Source organism: Mycoplasma sp. 1573, from assembly GCF_053851775.1.
Genome location: NZ_JBSQBG010000001.1, coordinates 254,326 through 270,375 on the forward strand (window position 1 = coordinate 254,326; position 16,050 = coordinate 270,375).

The 16,050-nt window shown below is 30.2% G+C and carries 11 protein-coding genes; 8 read left to right on the forward strand and 3 right to left on the reverse strand.

Going from position 1 to position 16,050, the window contains the following annotated elements; all coding sequences use genetic code 4:
* The first annotated feature begins 208 nt into the window (after positions 1-208).
* The 8 genes from ACWXVT_RS01010 to gap all read left to right on the forward strand — a co-directional run bounded on the left by ACWXVT_RS01010 (position 209) and on the right by gap (position 10,508).
* Positions 209-1,921, forward strand: a complete 1,713-nt coding sequence (locus ACWXVT_RS01010) for a hypothetical protein (protein WP_438341414.1) — start codon at positions 209-211, stop codon at positions 1,919-1,921.
* Complete coding sequence (gene thiI / locus ACWXVT_RS01015) at positions 1,921-3,078, forward strand: tRNA uracil 4-sulfurtransferase ThiI (protein WP_455967706.1); 1,158 nt, start codon at positions 1,921-1,923, stop codon at positions 3,076-3,078. Before ACWXVT_RS01010 ends, thiI begins: the two co-directional genes overlap by 1 nt.
* The gene (dnaE, locus tag ACWXVT_RS01020) at positions 3,065-6,052 is read left to right on the forward strand and encodes a DNA polymerase III subunit alpha (protein ID WP_455967708.1); all 2,988 of its coding nucleotides are present in this window, start codon (positions 3,065-3,067) and stop codon (positions 6,050-6,052) included. The genes thiI and dnaE overlap by 14 nt, the downstream gene beginning before the upstream one ends.
* Complete coding sequence (locus tag ACWXVT_RS01025) at positions 6,042-6,923, forward strand: 5'-3' exonuclease (protein WP_455967709.1); 882 nt, start codon at positions 6,042-6,044, stop codon at positions 6,921-6,923. Before dnaE ends, ACWXVT_RS01025 begins: the two co-directional genes overlap by 11 nt.
* Positions 6,923-7,474 (forward strand): dephospho-CoA kinase, encoded by a 552-nt coding sequence (gene coaE, locus ACWXVT_RS01030; protein ID WP_438341410.1) that lies wholly within the window; start codon positions 6,923-6,925, stop codon positions 7,472-7,474. Before ACWXVT_RS01025 ends, coaE begins: the two co-directional genes overlap by 1 nt.
* Before the next feature lie 72 nt (positions 7,475-7,546).
* Complete coding sequence (locus ACWXVT_RS01035; protein WP_438341409.1) at positions 7,547-8,455, forward strand: DnaD domain protein; 909 nt, start codon at positions 7,547-7,549, stop codon at positions 8,453-8,455.
* Positions 8,456-8,458: 3 nt separating this feature from the next.
* The gene (locus ACWXVT_RS01040) at positions 8,459-9,418 is read left to right on the forward strand and encodes a hypothetical protein (protein ID WP_438341408.1); all 960 of its coding nucleotides are present in this window, start codon (positions 8,459-8,461) and stop codon (positions 9,416-9,418) included.
* A gap of 85 nt (positions 9,419-9,503) precedes the next feature.
* Positions 9,504-10,508 (forward strand): type I glyceraldehyde-3-phosphate dehydrogenase, encoded by a 1,005-nt coding sequence (gene gap, locus ACWXVT_RS01045; protein WP_438341407.1) that lies wholly within the window; start codon positions 9,504-9,506, stop codon positions 10,506-10,508.
* A gap of 183 nt (positions 10,509-10,691) precedes the next feature.
* On the opposite strand, the gene ACWXVT_RS01050 is transcribed toward gap, so the two are convergent.
* From ACWXVT_RS01050 to ACWXVT_RS01060, 3 genes are read right to left on the reverse strand one after another with little or no spacing between them, the layout of a single operon-like run.
* Positions 10,692-12,341, reverse strand: a complete 1,650-nt coding sequence (locus tag ACWXVT_RS01050) for a hypothetical protein (RefSeq protein WP_438341406.1) — start codon at positions 12,339-12,341, stop codon at positions 10,692-10,694.
* A gap of 6 nt (positions 12,342-12,347) precedes the next feature.
* Positions 12,348-14,159 carry an ABC transporter ATP-binding protein gene (locus tag ACWXVT_RS01055; RefSeq protein ID WP_455967711.1) on the reverse strand — a complete coding sequence of 604 codons (1,812 nt, stop codon included), beginning with the start codon at positions 14,157-14,159 and terminating at the stop codon, positions 12,348-12,350.
* On the reverse strand, positions 14,152-16,002 hold the full coding sequence (locus ACWXVT_RS01060) for an ABC transporter ATP-binding protein (protein ID WP_455967713.1): 1,851 nt from the start codon (positions 16,000-16,002) through the stop codon (positions 14,152-14,154). Before ACWXVT_RS01060 ends, ACWXVT_RS01055 begins: the two co-directional genes overlap by 8 nt.
* Between the last annotated feature and the right edge of the window lie 48 nt (positions 16,003-16,050).

Sequence of the window (16,050 nt, forward strand, 5' to 3'; positions counted from 1 at the left end):
TTTTTTATTTAATGATTTCGGTTTTGACAGCTTACTTACTTTCAAATCTACACGAATTCAAAACAGTTTTATAAATGCTTTATTGCTGTATCAATGCTTTATATATTGTACACTAATTTATTTAAATCAATTAAATACTATATTTACTATTATTTCCCCGTTTTTCTTTTATAACTTGTTTGCTGTTATAAAATTTAATAAAATGAGTATGGACAATCAGACAACGTTAAAAATTTTTATAGTTTTTCTTTTAATTTTATCTTTTGCAGCTCTTGTTATGGCAATAGCTGTTTATGTTTATTTTTACTTTCAGGTTTATCTAAATCAATATTTTCAAAAGCAAAAAAAATGGCTTAGCGACATCAATGCTAAACACTCGAAGACAAATGAAATGCTAGAAACATACTCAAAAAGCAGCCAAAAATATGAAAAAACTTATGAAGTCTTTTTAAGAAATTTCTACCAGTTTGTTTCACTTAAAGACAAAATTTCTTTTAATATGACAAAAGTTTTAATTTTGATCAACAAGAATGCAAATAAGATTTTCAAAGAAAGAATAAAAAATTTCAAAAAAATTCACGATGAGTCAAAAGAACTGAAAAAAATGATTCGTGAAATAAAAGTTTTAAGCAAAAGACTGACACACTACACAAAAGAAAAAACATCAGAGACGCAATTGGTATTAACAAGATACCAAAAAGTACTGTATGCTAACTCAGAAATTTCTTCAATAATAGTCCAACAAAGCGATAAACTTACGTTTTTTAAGGCAGAACTAGAATTACTTGCTAAAAAATGAAAAAAAGAAGTTTCATATTTTTCAGAAGACAAGCATTTAAATAATGTAGAACAACAAAATAATTTCAAACTTGAAAAATTAAATTCTATAGTTCAAAACTTATGTCTAATAGTTGGTGAAGGTAAAAAAAGCTTAGATTTTTACAACACGAAGATTCGAACATATGATGAGCGAAGATTAACATACATTATGCAAAACTACGATGTATTTGAAAAATTGTATCAGGAGCAAAAATTAGAAAAAAAAATTTATGCAATAAGAGCAAAAAATAAAGAGATAGAAAAGCTTTTTAGTCAACAAGATTATGTAGCAAATCGTGAAAGAATTCAAACATTACTAAAAGATAATTTCTTACTCATGTCAGAGTTTTCAGCTATTCTTAATTTTGAAAATTCTGCACGTAACTATTTCGAAGAACAAAGTTTTAGTTTAGAACAAATAAACCAAACAATATCAGAGTTAAATAAACGTTTTTTTACACTACAAGAAGATATAAAAGTTTATAAGTTAGATTCAAATTTCTCACACACCAAAATCAAAAAAATAAATCAAATCATGAAAACTAATTTCTACGAAGCAATAGATTTTCTACTGTCTGATAAAACAATTTCTTCTACTCTTCGTTTTAAAAGACTAGAAGAATTTTTAAAGAAATTAGATCAAGCAGACAGGCTTTTATTAGAAATTGATAATGAATTAGAACAACTAAAACAAATTTTAAATACATTCAGTGATTTAGAAAAAAAGGTGATGCAATTATCATTCGAGTGACAAAGCAGTGAAATAGTAATGAATCCACAGCGTAACTTTTATCTCGAAGCAGTCTATAAACAACAAAATAGAATTCAGAATGCATTAGAACAAAATTTAGTGAATTTTGATCAACTTAAAAACGAAATAGACCTTTTTGAACTTCTGGTTAATGGATTAGATGTTGAAAATTTAGTAACAAAGGATGCTAATGATGTTTTCTATGTGATTAGTAATCACCTAAATAGATATCGATCTCATAAAGAAAATATTGCAGCAATGCTAAACGTTGCAACAGTTGAAAACAATTCAGGAAAGTATGTTAAAGCTTTAGAAACAATCAAAGAATTCTTAGCAAAAGGAGAAAACTAATGGAAAAGAAAATCTTACTACGTTATGGTGAATTAACACTAAAAGGTAAAAACAGAGAAAGTTTTATTAAAAAGTTACGTCAAAATTTAGAAAATATCATGGAAGGTGAAGTGGTTTGTAAGTTTGACAGGGGATATTTAGAATATAGCCAGAAAAACATTGAAAACCTAGCATATATTTTTGGTCTTTCAAGCTATAGTGTTATAACTATCACTGCTAACGATTTTGAATCTATTCAGCAAGCGATTTTAGAAGAGTTAAAGGACAAAAACTTTGAAACTTTCAAAGTGGATACCAAGCGTTCAAACAAAAACTATCCATTAACTTCAAGTGAAGTGAGTCAAAAAATAGGTGGTTTTGTGTTAAAAAACACTGAAAATAAAAAAGTAGCAATGTACAATCCTGATTTAACTATTTTTCTTGAGTTAAGAGGGGATAATTGTTATGTTTTTTCAAATTGACATCAAACAAGAGGTGGAATGCCAGTTGGTATAACTGGAAAAACGTTGCACTTGATAAGTGGCGGGATTGATTCTCCTGTTGCTGCCAACTTGTTACAAAAACGTGGTCTTGTTGTTGATTATTTAAACTTTATTACTCCGCCGCACACGGATGAAAATACAACACGTAAAGTAGAAGAAATCATTCAACAACTCACAAAATTCCAAAGTCATGCAACTTTATTTCAAGTAAATTACACAAAAATGATGAACTATATTGCACTTATAAGCCAACAAAAGTACAAAATTACATTGATGCGTCGTAGTTTCTATCGTATTGCTTCACAAATTGCCAACAAATATAATTACCTATCACTTTCAAATGGAGAAAATATAGCTCAAGTTGCTAGTCAAACATTGGAAAGCATGGCTGTAATTAATGAAGTAACAAATATGCCTATTTTTCGCCCATTACTAACTTTTGATAAACTGGAAACAATTAAAATTGCTCAAGAAATTCACACACTTGAAATTAGTAATCAAAAAGCATGCGAAACTTGCGAACTTTTTGCGCCAAAAGAACCAGTGACCAAACCGCAACTAAAAGACGTTCTTAGAGTGGAACAAGAATTGCCATTACTTGCCCAACTTGAACAAGAAGCAGTTGAAACAGTATCGATTTTCAAGTTCAAAAATACTTTAAATGAAACTAATTAATCTTCATACGAACACAACTTTTTCTTTTTTAGAATCAACAATCGAACTAGACAAATTGCTTCAATGAGCTCAAGAAAACGAATTGGATACTGTTGCAGTAACAGAGCACAACAACATGCTAAGTTATGCAAGTTTTTGCACTAAAGCTCACAAATTGGGTATTAACACAATTTACGGGATTGATTTAGATGTAACAATCGAATCAACTGTTTATCGTTTTATTTTATTAGCAAAAAACTTTTTAGGATTGCAAGAATTATTTGCAATCAATTTTGACTTTTTCAAAAACCATAAAGTAGATTTAGAACAAATTCTAAAAGCTAAAAACATTATCATTATTGACCACCCAACTAAAGGTTTTTTTGTGTCAAATAACTCAGTCTTACTGAAAAAAGAAAATTTTTATACTGGACTAACCGCGGATCTAGCAGAAAAAATTGATATCGATTTTGACAAAAACAATTTTTTATTAGTTAATGAAAACCGATGTTTTGACAGTTTCGAATCTAAAACCCTTTCAACTTTAAATTGAATTAAAACACAAGAGCACGAAAATAAATTAGCCACCGGAATATACACAAGTTTTGAAAATCCGAGCCCAAGAATGGCTCAATTAATTGAGAAAACTAACAATCTTGCCAAACAATTGGTTGTTAAAATTGAGCACAGTAAATTCAAAATGCCAGTCTATCCAAATCCCGACAATGTTTCAAGTACTGAATATTTAAAGAAGATAATTCTTGAAAATATAGATTGAAAATTGAAAGGTAAACAATCACTTTACAACACATACAAAGCCAGAATCAAATATGAACTAGATGTCATCGAATCATTAGGTTATTGCGACTACTTTTTGATTATTTGAGATTTTATTAAATGAGCTAAAGAAAATAATATTTCAACAGGACCCGGAAGAGGTTCGGCTGCTGGATCATTGATTTCATATTTAATGGATATAACTCAAATGGACCCCATTGAATACGGTTTACTTTTTGAACGTTTTTTGAATCCAAAAAGAATTTCGTTGCCCGATATTGATATAGACGTTCAAGATGATAAAAGACAAGAACTAATTGATTATTTAATTAGAAAATATGGAACCGAAAATGTTGCTACTATTGTAACTTTCTCAACACTTGGAGTTAAATCATCAATGCGTGATGTTGCAAGAAGTTATTCAGTCCCTATTCCACAAATTGATTCATTAGCAAGAAAAATTCCTTCCACAGCAATTACATTGCAAGAAGCTTATGACGAAAGCTTCAGCTTTCGAACTGAACTTAACAAATATATTAACAATCAAACAGGCAATAATGACTTGATGGAAGCATATGAAGAAGCATGTCAAATTCAAGGTTTTTATCGTCAAAGTGGTACTCACGCAGCTGGAATTGTCATTAGCCAGGACAAAGTTGCAAATAAAATACCAGTAATGCTTGATAGTCAAGATCACCTACAAACACAACTTTCAATGGATTATCTAGAAGATTTCGGACTACTGAAAATTGATATTTTAGGTTTAAGAACATTGACAATCATTAATGAAATTTTGATGCAAGTTTGAAAAATTAATCCTGACTTTGACATTAATAAAATTGATGTTAATGACAAAGAAACATTCCGACTTCTTTCGGAGGCAAGAACTGCCGGAATTTTTCAACTTGAAAGCCCTGGTATGCGTTCAACATTATTGAAAGTTAAGGTTGATCATTTCAATGATATAGCGGCTATCATTTCACTTTTCAGACCAGGCACTGCACAATATATAGATCTTTATGCAAAAAGAAAAAATGGTCTTGAAATTATTAAGAAAAAAGATCCAGTTTATGACGAAATTATGGCTTCTACTTACGGAATAATGATTTATCAAGAACAAATTTTGCAACTGGTGCAAAAAATTTCAAACATGGATTATGCTGAGGCAGATTTATTGCGTAGAGCAATCTCAAAGAAAAAGATTGAAGAATTTGAAGAATTTAAAGCTATTTTTGTAGAAAAATCAGTCCAAAATGGCTATAGCGAACAATTTGCACTTGACATTTTTAAAGATATTGAGAAATTTGCAGGATATGGTTTTAACAAATCTCATGCTGTTAGTTATTCACTGATAAGTTATCGTATGGCTTATTTAAAAGCTCATTTTCCGCTGGAATTTTACTCAGCTATTATCTCTTCAAGCATTAATTCCTTAGAGGATATGAATAAATATTGTCTCGAAGCACAAGACTTAGGAATAAGAATTTATAGCCCTTCTTTAAATCATAGTTCAAACATTTCAGTAATTGATCGTGAAAAAAATGCCATTTATCTTCCTTTTGCCATGATTAAAGGTTTAGGTAAGGTAACTGAACGCGACATTATCCTAAAAAGACAAGAAAGAGGCGAATTCAAAAACTTATTGGAAGCCATTTTGTGTCTAAGAGAAGCAGGAATCGGTGAAGAAAAAATCAAACTTTTGGTTAAAGCTGGAGTTTTTAGAGATTTCGGCAATCAAACAATGATTTTAAATAATCTAGAAAATAGTAGTGAGTTAAAGTTTGAAATTGCGAATGCCTTTGATGCCAGAAACAAAAAAGTCTTTTGGGACAAAATTGATTGGAATATTAACTTGTTACACTACAAGCAAGATATTGACCAAGAAATGATTAATGAAATTACTTATTTAGGAAGAACCTATAATGTTAGTCCAACTATTGGCTATGAAAATAAAAATTGTAAAATAATAGACATTCATCGGGGAACTCAACATGTTGTCGCTGCTTATGTCAAAGATGCAGTAGTAAAAATAACTAAAACCAATAAACCGTATACACATGTTGTATTATTAGACTCTAGTGCGACAATTGATGTAAGAATTTGAAAAGAATCTGACATAGTTAATGCTAAAAATAAAGTCATTTATGCAACTTTAACAAAGAAAATGAATGGTGATTGAGTTCTTGGAAAATGAGAGGAGAAACATCGTGAAGAATAAAAGAATTATTGTTGTTGATGGGACATATTTGATGTTTAAGTCATATTATGGAACATTGTATTCAAATCAAAGATTAGAAACATCAACAGGAATTAAAACTAATGCTTTAGTTGGCTTTTTCAATACTGTTTTTAAATTAAACAATTTGTATCAACCTGACCACATTTACTTTTGTTTCGATGCCTATGGAAAAACTTTTCGCCATGAAGAATATTCAGAATATAAAGGACAAAGACCAAAAGCTCCTGAAGATTTTTACACTCAGCTTGTATTAATTAAAGAACTTTTAACCAACCTTAACATTCCTACGTTTGAATATTTAGGCTTTGAGGCTGATGATATTGTTGCTACAATTACAAACCAGACAAAAAACGAAAATTATGTGCTAATTTTTTCAGCAGACCAGGACTTAAATCAATTAATCGACAAATCGGTAGCAATTTTGAAGCCAAAAAACCGTGATTTAGTTGTTATAAATAATAAGAATTTTTATGAAACTTATGGATTCAATCCTTGACAAGTCACTGATTATAAAGCAATAGTTGGTGATTCGAGCGATAACATTAAAGGAATCAAAGGTGTAGGACCTAAAACTGCATGTAAGCTGTTAGAAAAATATGAATCAGTTGAAAACATTTACAGTAATATCGAAAATTTAGATGCCAAAATGAAAACTAAATTCATTGAAGATAAAGAATTAGTTTTCAAAAACAAATTCCTTACCCAGCTTCGTGATGATGTTCCAATTGATTTTAAAAAATTAGAGGCTGAATTTTTGGACTTGCGTATTTCTCCTAAAGCACATGAAATTTTAGAAGAATTAGAACTTAAACAAATTTATCACCGCCTGAAAGATTTGGAGTCAAACTAATGATCGCGATTATTGGAAAAAGTGGTGTGGGAAAAACGACAATTCTCAACATTCTGGAAGCGAAGGGTTTTAGAACTTTTAATGCTGATATTTACGTGAAAAATCTCTATAAAAAAGGTGGTTTAGGTTATAAAAAAATGCAAGAAAAATGGGGTAATTTATACATAAATAATGAAGGGGTTGACAAAAATGCCTTGAGAGCAAGGCTTATTGAAGATCCAAACTTTATAAATGAGGTTGAAAAGCTTATTTACCCCTTGATTGAAGAACACTTAAAATTCAATTATTATGACTTCGCAGAGGTGCCAAATTTGTACTCTCCTAATGGAAATTTTGTGGGACTTTTTGACAAAATAGTCAGAATTGAAATGGACGAAAAATATAGACAAAAAAATTTACAAAAAAGAAATGTAAATAAATCTCAAAAAGCGGTGATTGATACTTTAAATAAGGGCTTTTTTGAGAAAAATGTTGTCAATATCAAGTGTAAAAAAGTTACTACAAAAAGGTTTTTTGACAATCTTATGGAAATTTATTTTGCTGCTTTTTAAAATATTGTTACCCTTCAGCGATGAAGGGTCAAAAGTTAAAACAATATTAATATAAAAAGGCAGGACAAAATCATGAAATATGACAGTTTTTACATTGAAAAAAATTTAGTAGTAGATCAAAAAGATTTTGAAATTGTAAGGCTGTTATATCTACCTATTATTGGTGTTGAAGCTTCGAGTTTTTATTGTGCTTTAATTGATGAAGCAACTCTTTTACAATCAGCAAGAGTTCGTATTAGTCAAAAAGAACTCGCTTATTTATTAAATATAAGTTCACAAGAATTAATACAAGCAAAAGAAAAATTAGAAGCTGTTGGCTTAATTAATTATTTTGAATCAGATTTATACAATAGTGGGCTAATTGAAATTCGTAAACCAATGGATGTGAAGACATTTTCAAATAGCATTATTAGCAAATCATTAATCGCTAAAATCGGACAACAAAGATTTGACAAAATTCTTAAACACAACGCAATTAATAATTATTCAAGATCAGATTATGCTAACAAAACTAAAAAGTTCACTGAAGTTTTTGCTAATGAAGAACTAGGAGTTTTTGTTTCAAATAATCATGATCTTCGCGCAACCCAACAAATTGATTTAGATGATTTAGAAAATGAAAAGAGATTGTCGCCACGTGATTACATCAAGCATTTAACCAATTTAGAACCTAGTCCTTCGCAAATTAATATGGTTTCAAAACTTTCAGACTTAGGTTTTACTTTTAATGCAATAAATTTATTCATTGATTATTCAATGAAAATTAATAAAAGTATTGTTTGCCAATACATTGAAAAAATTGCTCGTGATTACGCAAATAAAAATATCAAGTCAGATATTGATGTTGAAAACGAATTACAAAGAGCACTTTCATATAAAATTTCAACTAATACTCAAATTGACACACAATATTTAGTAAGAAAAAGCTTTAAAGAAGAAGAATCAGTTCTAAACTGAGCAGAATTAGGTTTTGAGGATTAATTTATGTCTGAATTAAAACAAGTAAGAAACTTATCTCAATTGTCAGTTTCTGATACTCAGCATAGCAAAAGCCGTCTTGACGCTTACCGTCAAGAGGTTTTTAATAGTGAAATAATCAAAAAAGTAATCAAAAAACTTAAACTGACTGACTGACAAATTAAAAACGGTGAAACAGTTCTCTTCGATTATTATAGCTATTTTAAAACGCATAATAAATTGCCAAATTGAAGTCCGATTTTAAACGCTAACAATTCTCTTGATCGTGATTTTTCAAAAGAAAGTTGATACAAAAGTGCTTTAATGCGCGACAAGTTTTGACTAACCGCAATAACCCCTTTAGAGCGTGACCTTGATTCAATAATTGACAAAAAATTAAAAAAATCTTCGCGTGAAGGTAAAAGAATGATGGACGATTTAGAATCGATTATTTGCGATACTAATTCATATTGAACAAAAGACTTAGATTTACTCAAAAAAGTAGTATCTCCAAAGTATTCTTTACCAGCTTATTCGCTTTATTTAGTAGATTACAACATTTTTCGCTCTTTGACAGTTCTGAAATTTCTAGCTTATCAAGAGGCAAGCAAAGGACACAGTGTAGCACTGTTAGACTACAACGATTTGTATCTTTTTTACTCAAAATCAAGCAATGAAGAAAGAAGAACACTGACAGATCTACTGAGCGAAGTAGATAATTTATACATTAGTGATTTTGGCTCAGGTTCAAAACCAGACTGATATGTTAACTCATTCATAAGTTACATTTTAAGAATCCGTGTAACTTATGAAAAAAGTACTTTTATTACTGCTTCGGATGATTATTTTGATGGAAAATTGTCGCTAATAACCAAAAAATCCAGTGTCGAAGACACACAGAATTCCAAGATAATTCGCAACTTGAAACTAATAATCGACAACGGATTCAAGGTTATTAAACCAAAGCGTTCAAACAAAGCTTTTTAACCATTTTTATGTCCCCAAACGAACATTTTTTATTTGACATAAGGGGTTAATTTTTTTATAATTAAGTTAAATAATAAGGAGAAATATGCAACCTAAAAAAATAGCTATAAATGGTTTCGGAAGAATCGGAAGATTAGTGTTCCGTGAAATCTATAATGACCCAAATTTAGAAGTTGTTGCTATTAATGATTTAACAGATGCAGCAACACTAGCACACCTATTAAAGTACGATACAGCACACCGTGCTTTTAAACACGACGTTAAAGCAGAAGATAATATGCTTGTTGTTGATGGTAAAAAATTCCCAGTTTTTGCAGAAAAAGATCCTTCACAATTACCTTGAAAAGACTTAAATGTTGACATTGTTATTGAAGGGACTGGGCGTTTTGTTACTGAAGAAGGTTCATCACTACATCTACAAGCAGGAGCTAAAAAAGTTCTAATTACTGCCCCTGCAAAGAATTCAAAATCAGTAAAAACAGTAGTTTACTCAGTAAATGAAGAAATTTTAACTAAAGACGATGTTATTGTTTCAGCGGGTTCATGTACAACTAACTGTTTAGCACCAGTTGCGAATGTACTTGAAAAAGAATTCGGAATCGTTAAAGGATTCATGACAACAGTTCATGCTTACACAGCTGATCAAAATCTACAAGATGCTCCTCACCGTGACTTACGTCGTGCTCGTGCAGCAGCTCAAAACATGGTTCCTACTACAACAGGTGCTGCAAAAGCAATTGGAAAAGTTATTCCTACACTAAGCGGAAAATTAGATGGTACATCATTACGTGTTCCAACAATTACTGGATCAATTATTGATCTAACTGTAGAACTTGAAAAACAACCAAGTGTTGAAGAAATTAATCAAGCAATTAAAAACGCTTCTTCAGATTCGTTACTATATACAGAAGACGAGCTAGTTTCAAGTGATATTATCGGAACAACTTATGGTTCAGTTTTCGACTCAAAATTGACTACATTTGTAGAACATGAGGGAAAAAGATTATACAAAGTTTTTGCTTGATACGACAACGAGCAAAGTTTTGTTTCTCAATTCGTTAGAACACTAAAACACATGGCAAGTCTATAATTTAGGCACTTCACAAGGACACTTAATGCCCTTGTTTTTTTTTTTTTTTTTTTATTCTTTGAAACTTTTGCCATAGAAGTTTTTTACTTTTTTAGCAAAAAAAACATTTTCTTGAGTGCTAACAATCAGTAAAAGTTCACTTTTATCTAATGTGACTAAAAAACATTAAAAAAAATGGCATTATTAGCCATTTTTCGAACTCAGTACTTTAGAAAGTGAAACGGAAATATTTTTTTTATCTTTCTTGTTTAAAAGTGAAATTACTTTCTTAAAGAACTTTTTAGTTTGTGCAATATCCTTTTTATTTTTCAAAACTTGATTATAGAATACTAATTCGTCTTCATTCTTGTCAAATTTTATTCCTAGTCATTCACTATTATCAAACACTACTTTATACACATATTGATTTTCATATGAACGATAATCTTTCATAGGTATTTGATTAAAAATATAACGATTAGCAATTTTTTTAAGTTGCACTAATATTTCAAGAAAATCTTTTACAAACTTTCTATTAATGGGCACTCTGAAAATGTCCACTATTTCATTACCATATAGTTTGTTTTGTTCTTTAAAAACCTGTTTAATGCTCTTATTTTGACTTTTGAAATAGTTAAGCATTTCAATCATAGTAACAAAGAACATTACAGCATTGTTTTCACTCATTAAAGGTTTTTTTACATACATTGCACCATCTTCATCGAAGCTCATGAAATATTGTGCTCTAATCAATAAGAAATCTCTTTTATCTAAAAATATTTTTTTGTGAATGTTACCATAATATTTTTCGTCCAATTTATAGATATTGTTTCTTAAAAAAGGACTAATGTAAATTTCTTCATAACGTAAACTCTTTTGATTTTGTTTCATTTGACTTCCGACAAAATCTAAATAAGCCATAATCAAGTCATTAGGATTTATTTTCTTATAAAGGAGCAGAAATTTCCTTTGATAAACATTTAAAACTTTTATTTCAGGATTAAAAACAAACAAAAAGTTATCATGCTTATAATTGGATTTTTTGAATTTTAAAAAATCTTTATTGAAAATTAAAGTTGCATTTTTATGAGTTTTTTTAGTTTTCAAGTAAGAATAACTATAGTCCATCTTACCTAGTATTTTTTGCACAGCTAATTGTGAAGCAGGATTATTTACTAGTTTGATTTTTAGTTCTTTTTTGTCAAAAGGTCTAATTTGTAATTTAAGAATTTCACTTACATATTCTTCCATTAACATATCTACTTTTAGATAAAAGAAATCATCTAAAAGACTTGGTGTTAAGAATATGTTTACATTTTGTAAGTAGTAATTGTAAATTTCATTGATATCTTCGTCAAAAAAACGTCTTAATCTTTCATCAAAGAAGTACAGTGCTTTTGTTTTGTGTGACTGACTAAAATCACTGAAGAAAACTAGATTATGCAAGTCTTTTGTTTTTTGCATCACGTAAAAGGCAAAGTCTTTTGAAACATGAGCAGATTTTTCAAATAAGTAAACCTTGATATTTGAAGCCATCAAGACTTGACCGAATTCGTTGATTAAGCGGCTGAATTGAGCATCACTTCCATCAGAAGCTAGCAAAATTCTTATTGGTTGTGTGGAATCATATTTAGATTTAAGGAAATTGGCATATGAGTGTGCTAAGCCCCTGATTGTGGCTTCATTGAATTTATTGTATCCATAACCAGTTTGAGCGACGAAAACTCCTTCGTTTATTTTAATATCTTGATAAAATTCACTGTTTTCATCAGATGACTGGTATTTTTTTATTTGTCTAAGAGCTTTACGATTTTTACCATAAAACTCACATCATAATTTATATTCTTTTTGCATCTTTAATTAATCATTATCCTCAAAGTTTGAATGGTACATTTTTTCATACATACCTTTCAATGCTAATAGTTCTTGGTGATTTCCTTTTTCTACAATTTGCCCTTTATCGACAACCAATATACATGTAGAGTTAACTATTGTTGAAAGACGGTGAGCAATGATGAATGAAGTTTTTCCTTTCATCAAGTTAAGCATTGCTTTTTGAATATTTTTCTCTGTGTGTACATCGACATTACTTGTTGCTTCATCAAGAATTAAGATGTCCTTATTACTTAAAATAGCTCTTGCAATAGCAATAAGTTGTCTTTCTCCTTGAGATAAGTTTGAACCGCTTTGATCAATTACAGTATCATATCCGTGTTCAAGTTTTTGAATGAATTCATCAGCATGTGCTAATTTAGCGGCTTCATGAATTTCTTCATCAGTAGCTTTTAAGTTTCCATAACGAAGATTTTCTTTGATAGTTCCTTTGAATAAGAATGTGTCTTGAAGAACAACAGAAATATTGTCTCTTCATGATTCTTCGCTATATTGTGTTAAGTCACGATCGTCAACCAAGATTTTCCCACCTAGTGGTTGGTAGAACTTCGAAAGCAAGTTAACAATTGTAGTTTTTCCTGCTCCGGTAGGCCCCACAATGGCAATGCTTTGCCCTTTCTTAGCTCAAAAACTTGCTTTTTTAAGTTGTAAGTTTTCCGGATTGTTTGTGTATGAAAAGTCAACATTTTCAAATTTAATATCACCTTTGATATCGGTAATTGTCAATAATTTCGAATTGTCAATTTCTGGTTTTAAAACCATCATTTCACTGATTCTAGAACTAGAAGCAACTGCCATTTGAATAGTTGAGAAAACGTTCATTACTTGAATAAATTGGTTGGTAAAAATTACTAAATAGATATTAACTGCTGATAATGCTCCAAGTGTCATAACTCCATTACCACCAGATTTGTTATTCATAATTAGAAATGCCGCAAGACTGATTACTGCTAAACGTAAAATCATAGCAGCCAGATTTGAGTAAGGATATGTAATTCCTCCCAAAATTCCAGCTTTCATTGCAGGTTTAACTAAATTATCGTTGTGTACTTTGAAACGTTTAATCATTTCTTCTTGGCGATTGAAAGAAGTAATAATATTTTGTCCCTTGATAATTTCTTCAACAAATCCGTTAACCATTGAAATACTGATTTGTTGTTGATGGAATGCAGGCATAGCAAATTTAATAAATAGAAACATTGCAGTGTAAAGAACTGGAATCAAAGCAACCGTAAATAGTCCAATGAAAGGAGCTGTTACAAATATCGCTATTAAACAAATAATAGTAAAGTTGATAGTTATCATTGCTTGTGAAATCAAGGTCATTAATCCCATGGCAACGTTATCAATGTCATTTGTAAGTGTTGACATTAATTGTCCACTATTTTTAGTTTCAAAATAGCTTAATGGCATTTTCATTAAGTTTTTATAGGATTGTAGCCTCATTTGTGCTGCAGCCCGCATAGCCATTTTGGCACTGAATCAGTTAATTATTAAAATGAATGCTTGTCCTAATATGTAACAAATTGCTAGATATATTAGGAATATTATGAATTTGTTTTGGTCAAAACCAGCAATTTTATTAGGTAAAAAGAATTTATCTATAAGTTTACCTACTAAAAAGTTTGCAAGAACAGTGACAGCAGCAGAAAGTAAACTAACAAAAAAGATTGAAATTGTTTTAAGTCCATTTTTGTCAAAGTACTTAATCATTTTTTTGAATTCTTTTCAGTAGCTTATTTTTCTGTAGGGAACAGCATGCATATTATATCTAGGCATCATTTCCTCCTAACTGTGCTTCAGCCACTTCACGATAGTATTTATTAGTTTTTAATAAGTTTTCATGATTGTCAAACGCTGTGATTTGTCCATCTTCAATAATTGCGATTTTGTCACATTCAATAATTGAAGAAAGTTTTTGACTGATGATGATTGTAGTAGTATCTTGATAATATTTTTTAATGTTTTGACGAACTAACTTGTCAGTTTTATTATCAAGTGCTGATGTTGAGTCATCAAAAATTATGATTTTTGGATTTTTCAGCAATGCTTGAGCAATAAAAATACGTTGTCTTTGTCCGCCACTTAAGTTAGTTGATCCTTGACTCACAGGGTGGTCTAGACCGTCATTAAATGAGTAAACAAAGTCATAAGCTCCAGCGATTTTTAAAGCATGATCTATTTCTTCTTCAGTTGCATCAGGATTTCCAAAAAGCATATTTGAACGAATAGTTCCTGATAACAAGAAAGGTTTTTGATACACGTGACTTATTGATTTGTTAACGTTGGCAATACTATAGTCAGTGATATCAATGCCGTCGATAAGTAAATTTCCTTCAGTAACATCTCAGTCATGAGTAATTAGCTTAGCAATTGAACTTTTTCCTGAACCGGTAGGTCCAATTATTCCAATAGTTTGTCCTGCTTGAATTTCAAGATTGATATTTCTTAAAACATATTCTGGTGAGTCTTTGAAATATTTAAAGAACACATTGTCAAATTTGATTGTTCCTGCTTGAATTTCATCTTTTGAGTCTAAATTTTGTTTTAGACTATTTTTCATTGCCATAATGTTTCATACCCGTGAGGCTGACACTTGGCTTCTAAAGAAAAAGACTGAAACAAAGATTGACATAATTAATCCGCTCGAAACAACCCATAGATATCCAATAAAGGCGTTAATCGATGTTAAGAATTTTGCATATTCAGCTAATTTTTCTTGAATTTCATTACTTTGTAATCCGCTTAAGTCCGGTCTTTCAAAGATACCAGCAATAACGAAGATAACTAGTGTACTCAAGTTTACAATCAGTGAAACAACTGGGATTGCCATACTTTGAATCAGGTTGGCACGAGTTGAAACACTTAGTCAATTATCATTAGCTTTAATATATTTTTTTTCTTGATTGTTTTCAAGATTGAATGATTTAATAACTTTGATTCCACCAATGTTTTCTTGACTTTCTAAGTTGATAGCATCTAATGCAGTTTGTTGCTTCTTAAAGTAAGGAATACCTTTAATTGCAACAATAACTGTTACTAAAAGAAGTAAAGGAATTAAAATTGCCATCGAAATTGAAAATTTTAAATTAGTCATTAAGGCCAAAATGAAACCACCAATAAAGAAAATAGGCCCTAGAATCATTGTTCTCAATGAAGTCAGAATTCCATCTTGAATTCTTGCTATGTCACTAGTAAAAGTAGTTAACAAGCGAGGTTGTGAAATTTGAGTTAGTTTTTTAGCATTCAGTGTCTGAATGTGAGCAAAAAGATTTGCTCTCAATCTTTGTGCTGTTTTAACAGCGATAACATTAGCACAAACACTGGCCGAAACTCCTAGAATTAGTCCCACAAAAAGAGTAACTAAAAAAATAATAGTTATCCTAGTCATAGCTGATTGTGGATCTTTGTATGAGATATGGATAATATTTAGAATATCAATCGAAACTGGTTTGGTTTCCATTAATTTTTGATTGGCCTCATAAAGTCCAACTTGTGTTATAAGTTGTGCTAAGAAGTTAGGCGCTAGAATTGAAATGATTACTTGTCCAATTGACATGAAAACAGTCAACAAGGCAAGCATCTTGTATTTGAATTCCATTGCCCGAAAAACTCTTCACATATTTTCCGTCCTTTCTAAAAAATAAACAAAAATAGATTTTTCAATCTA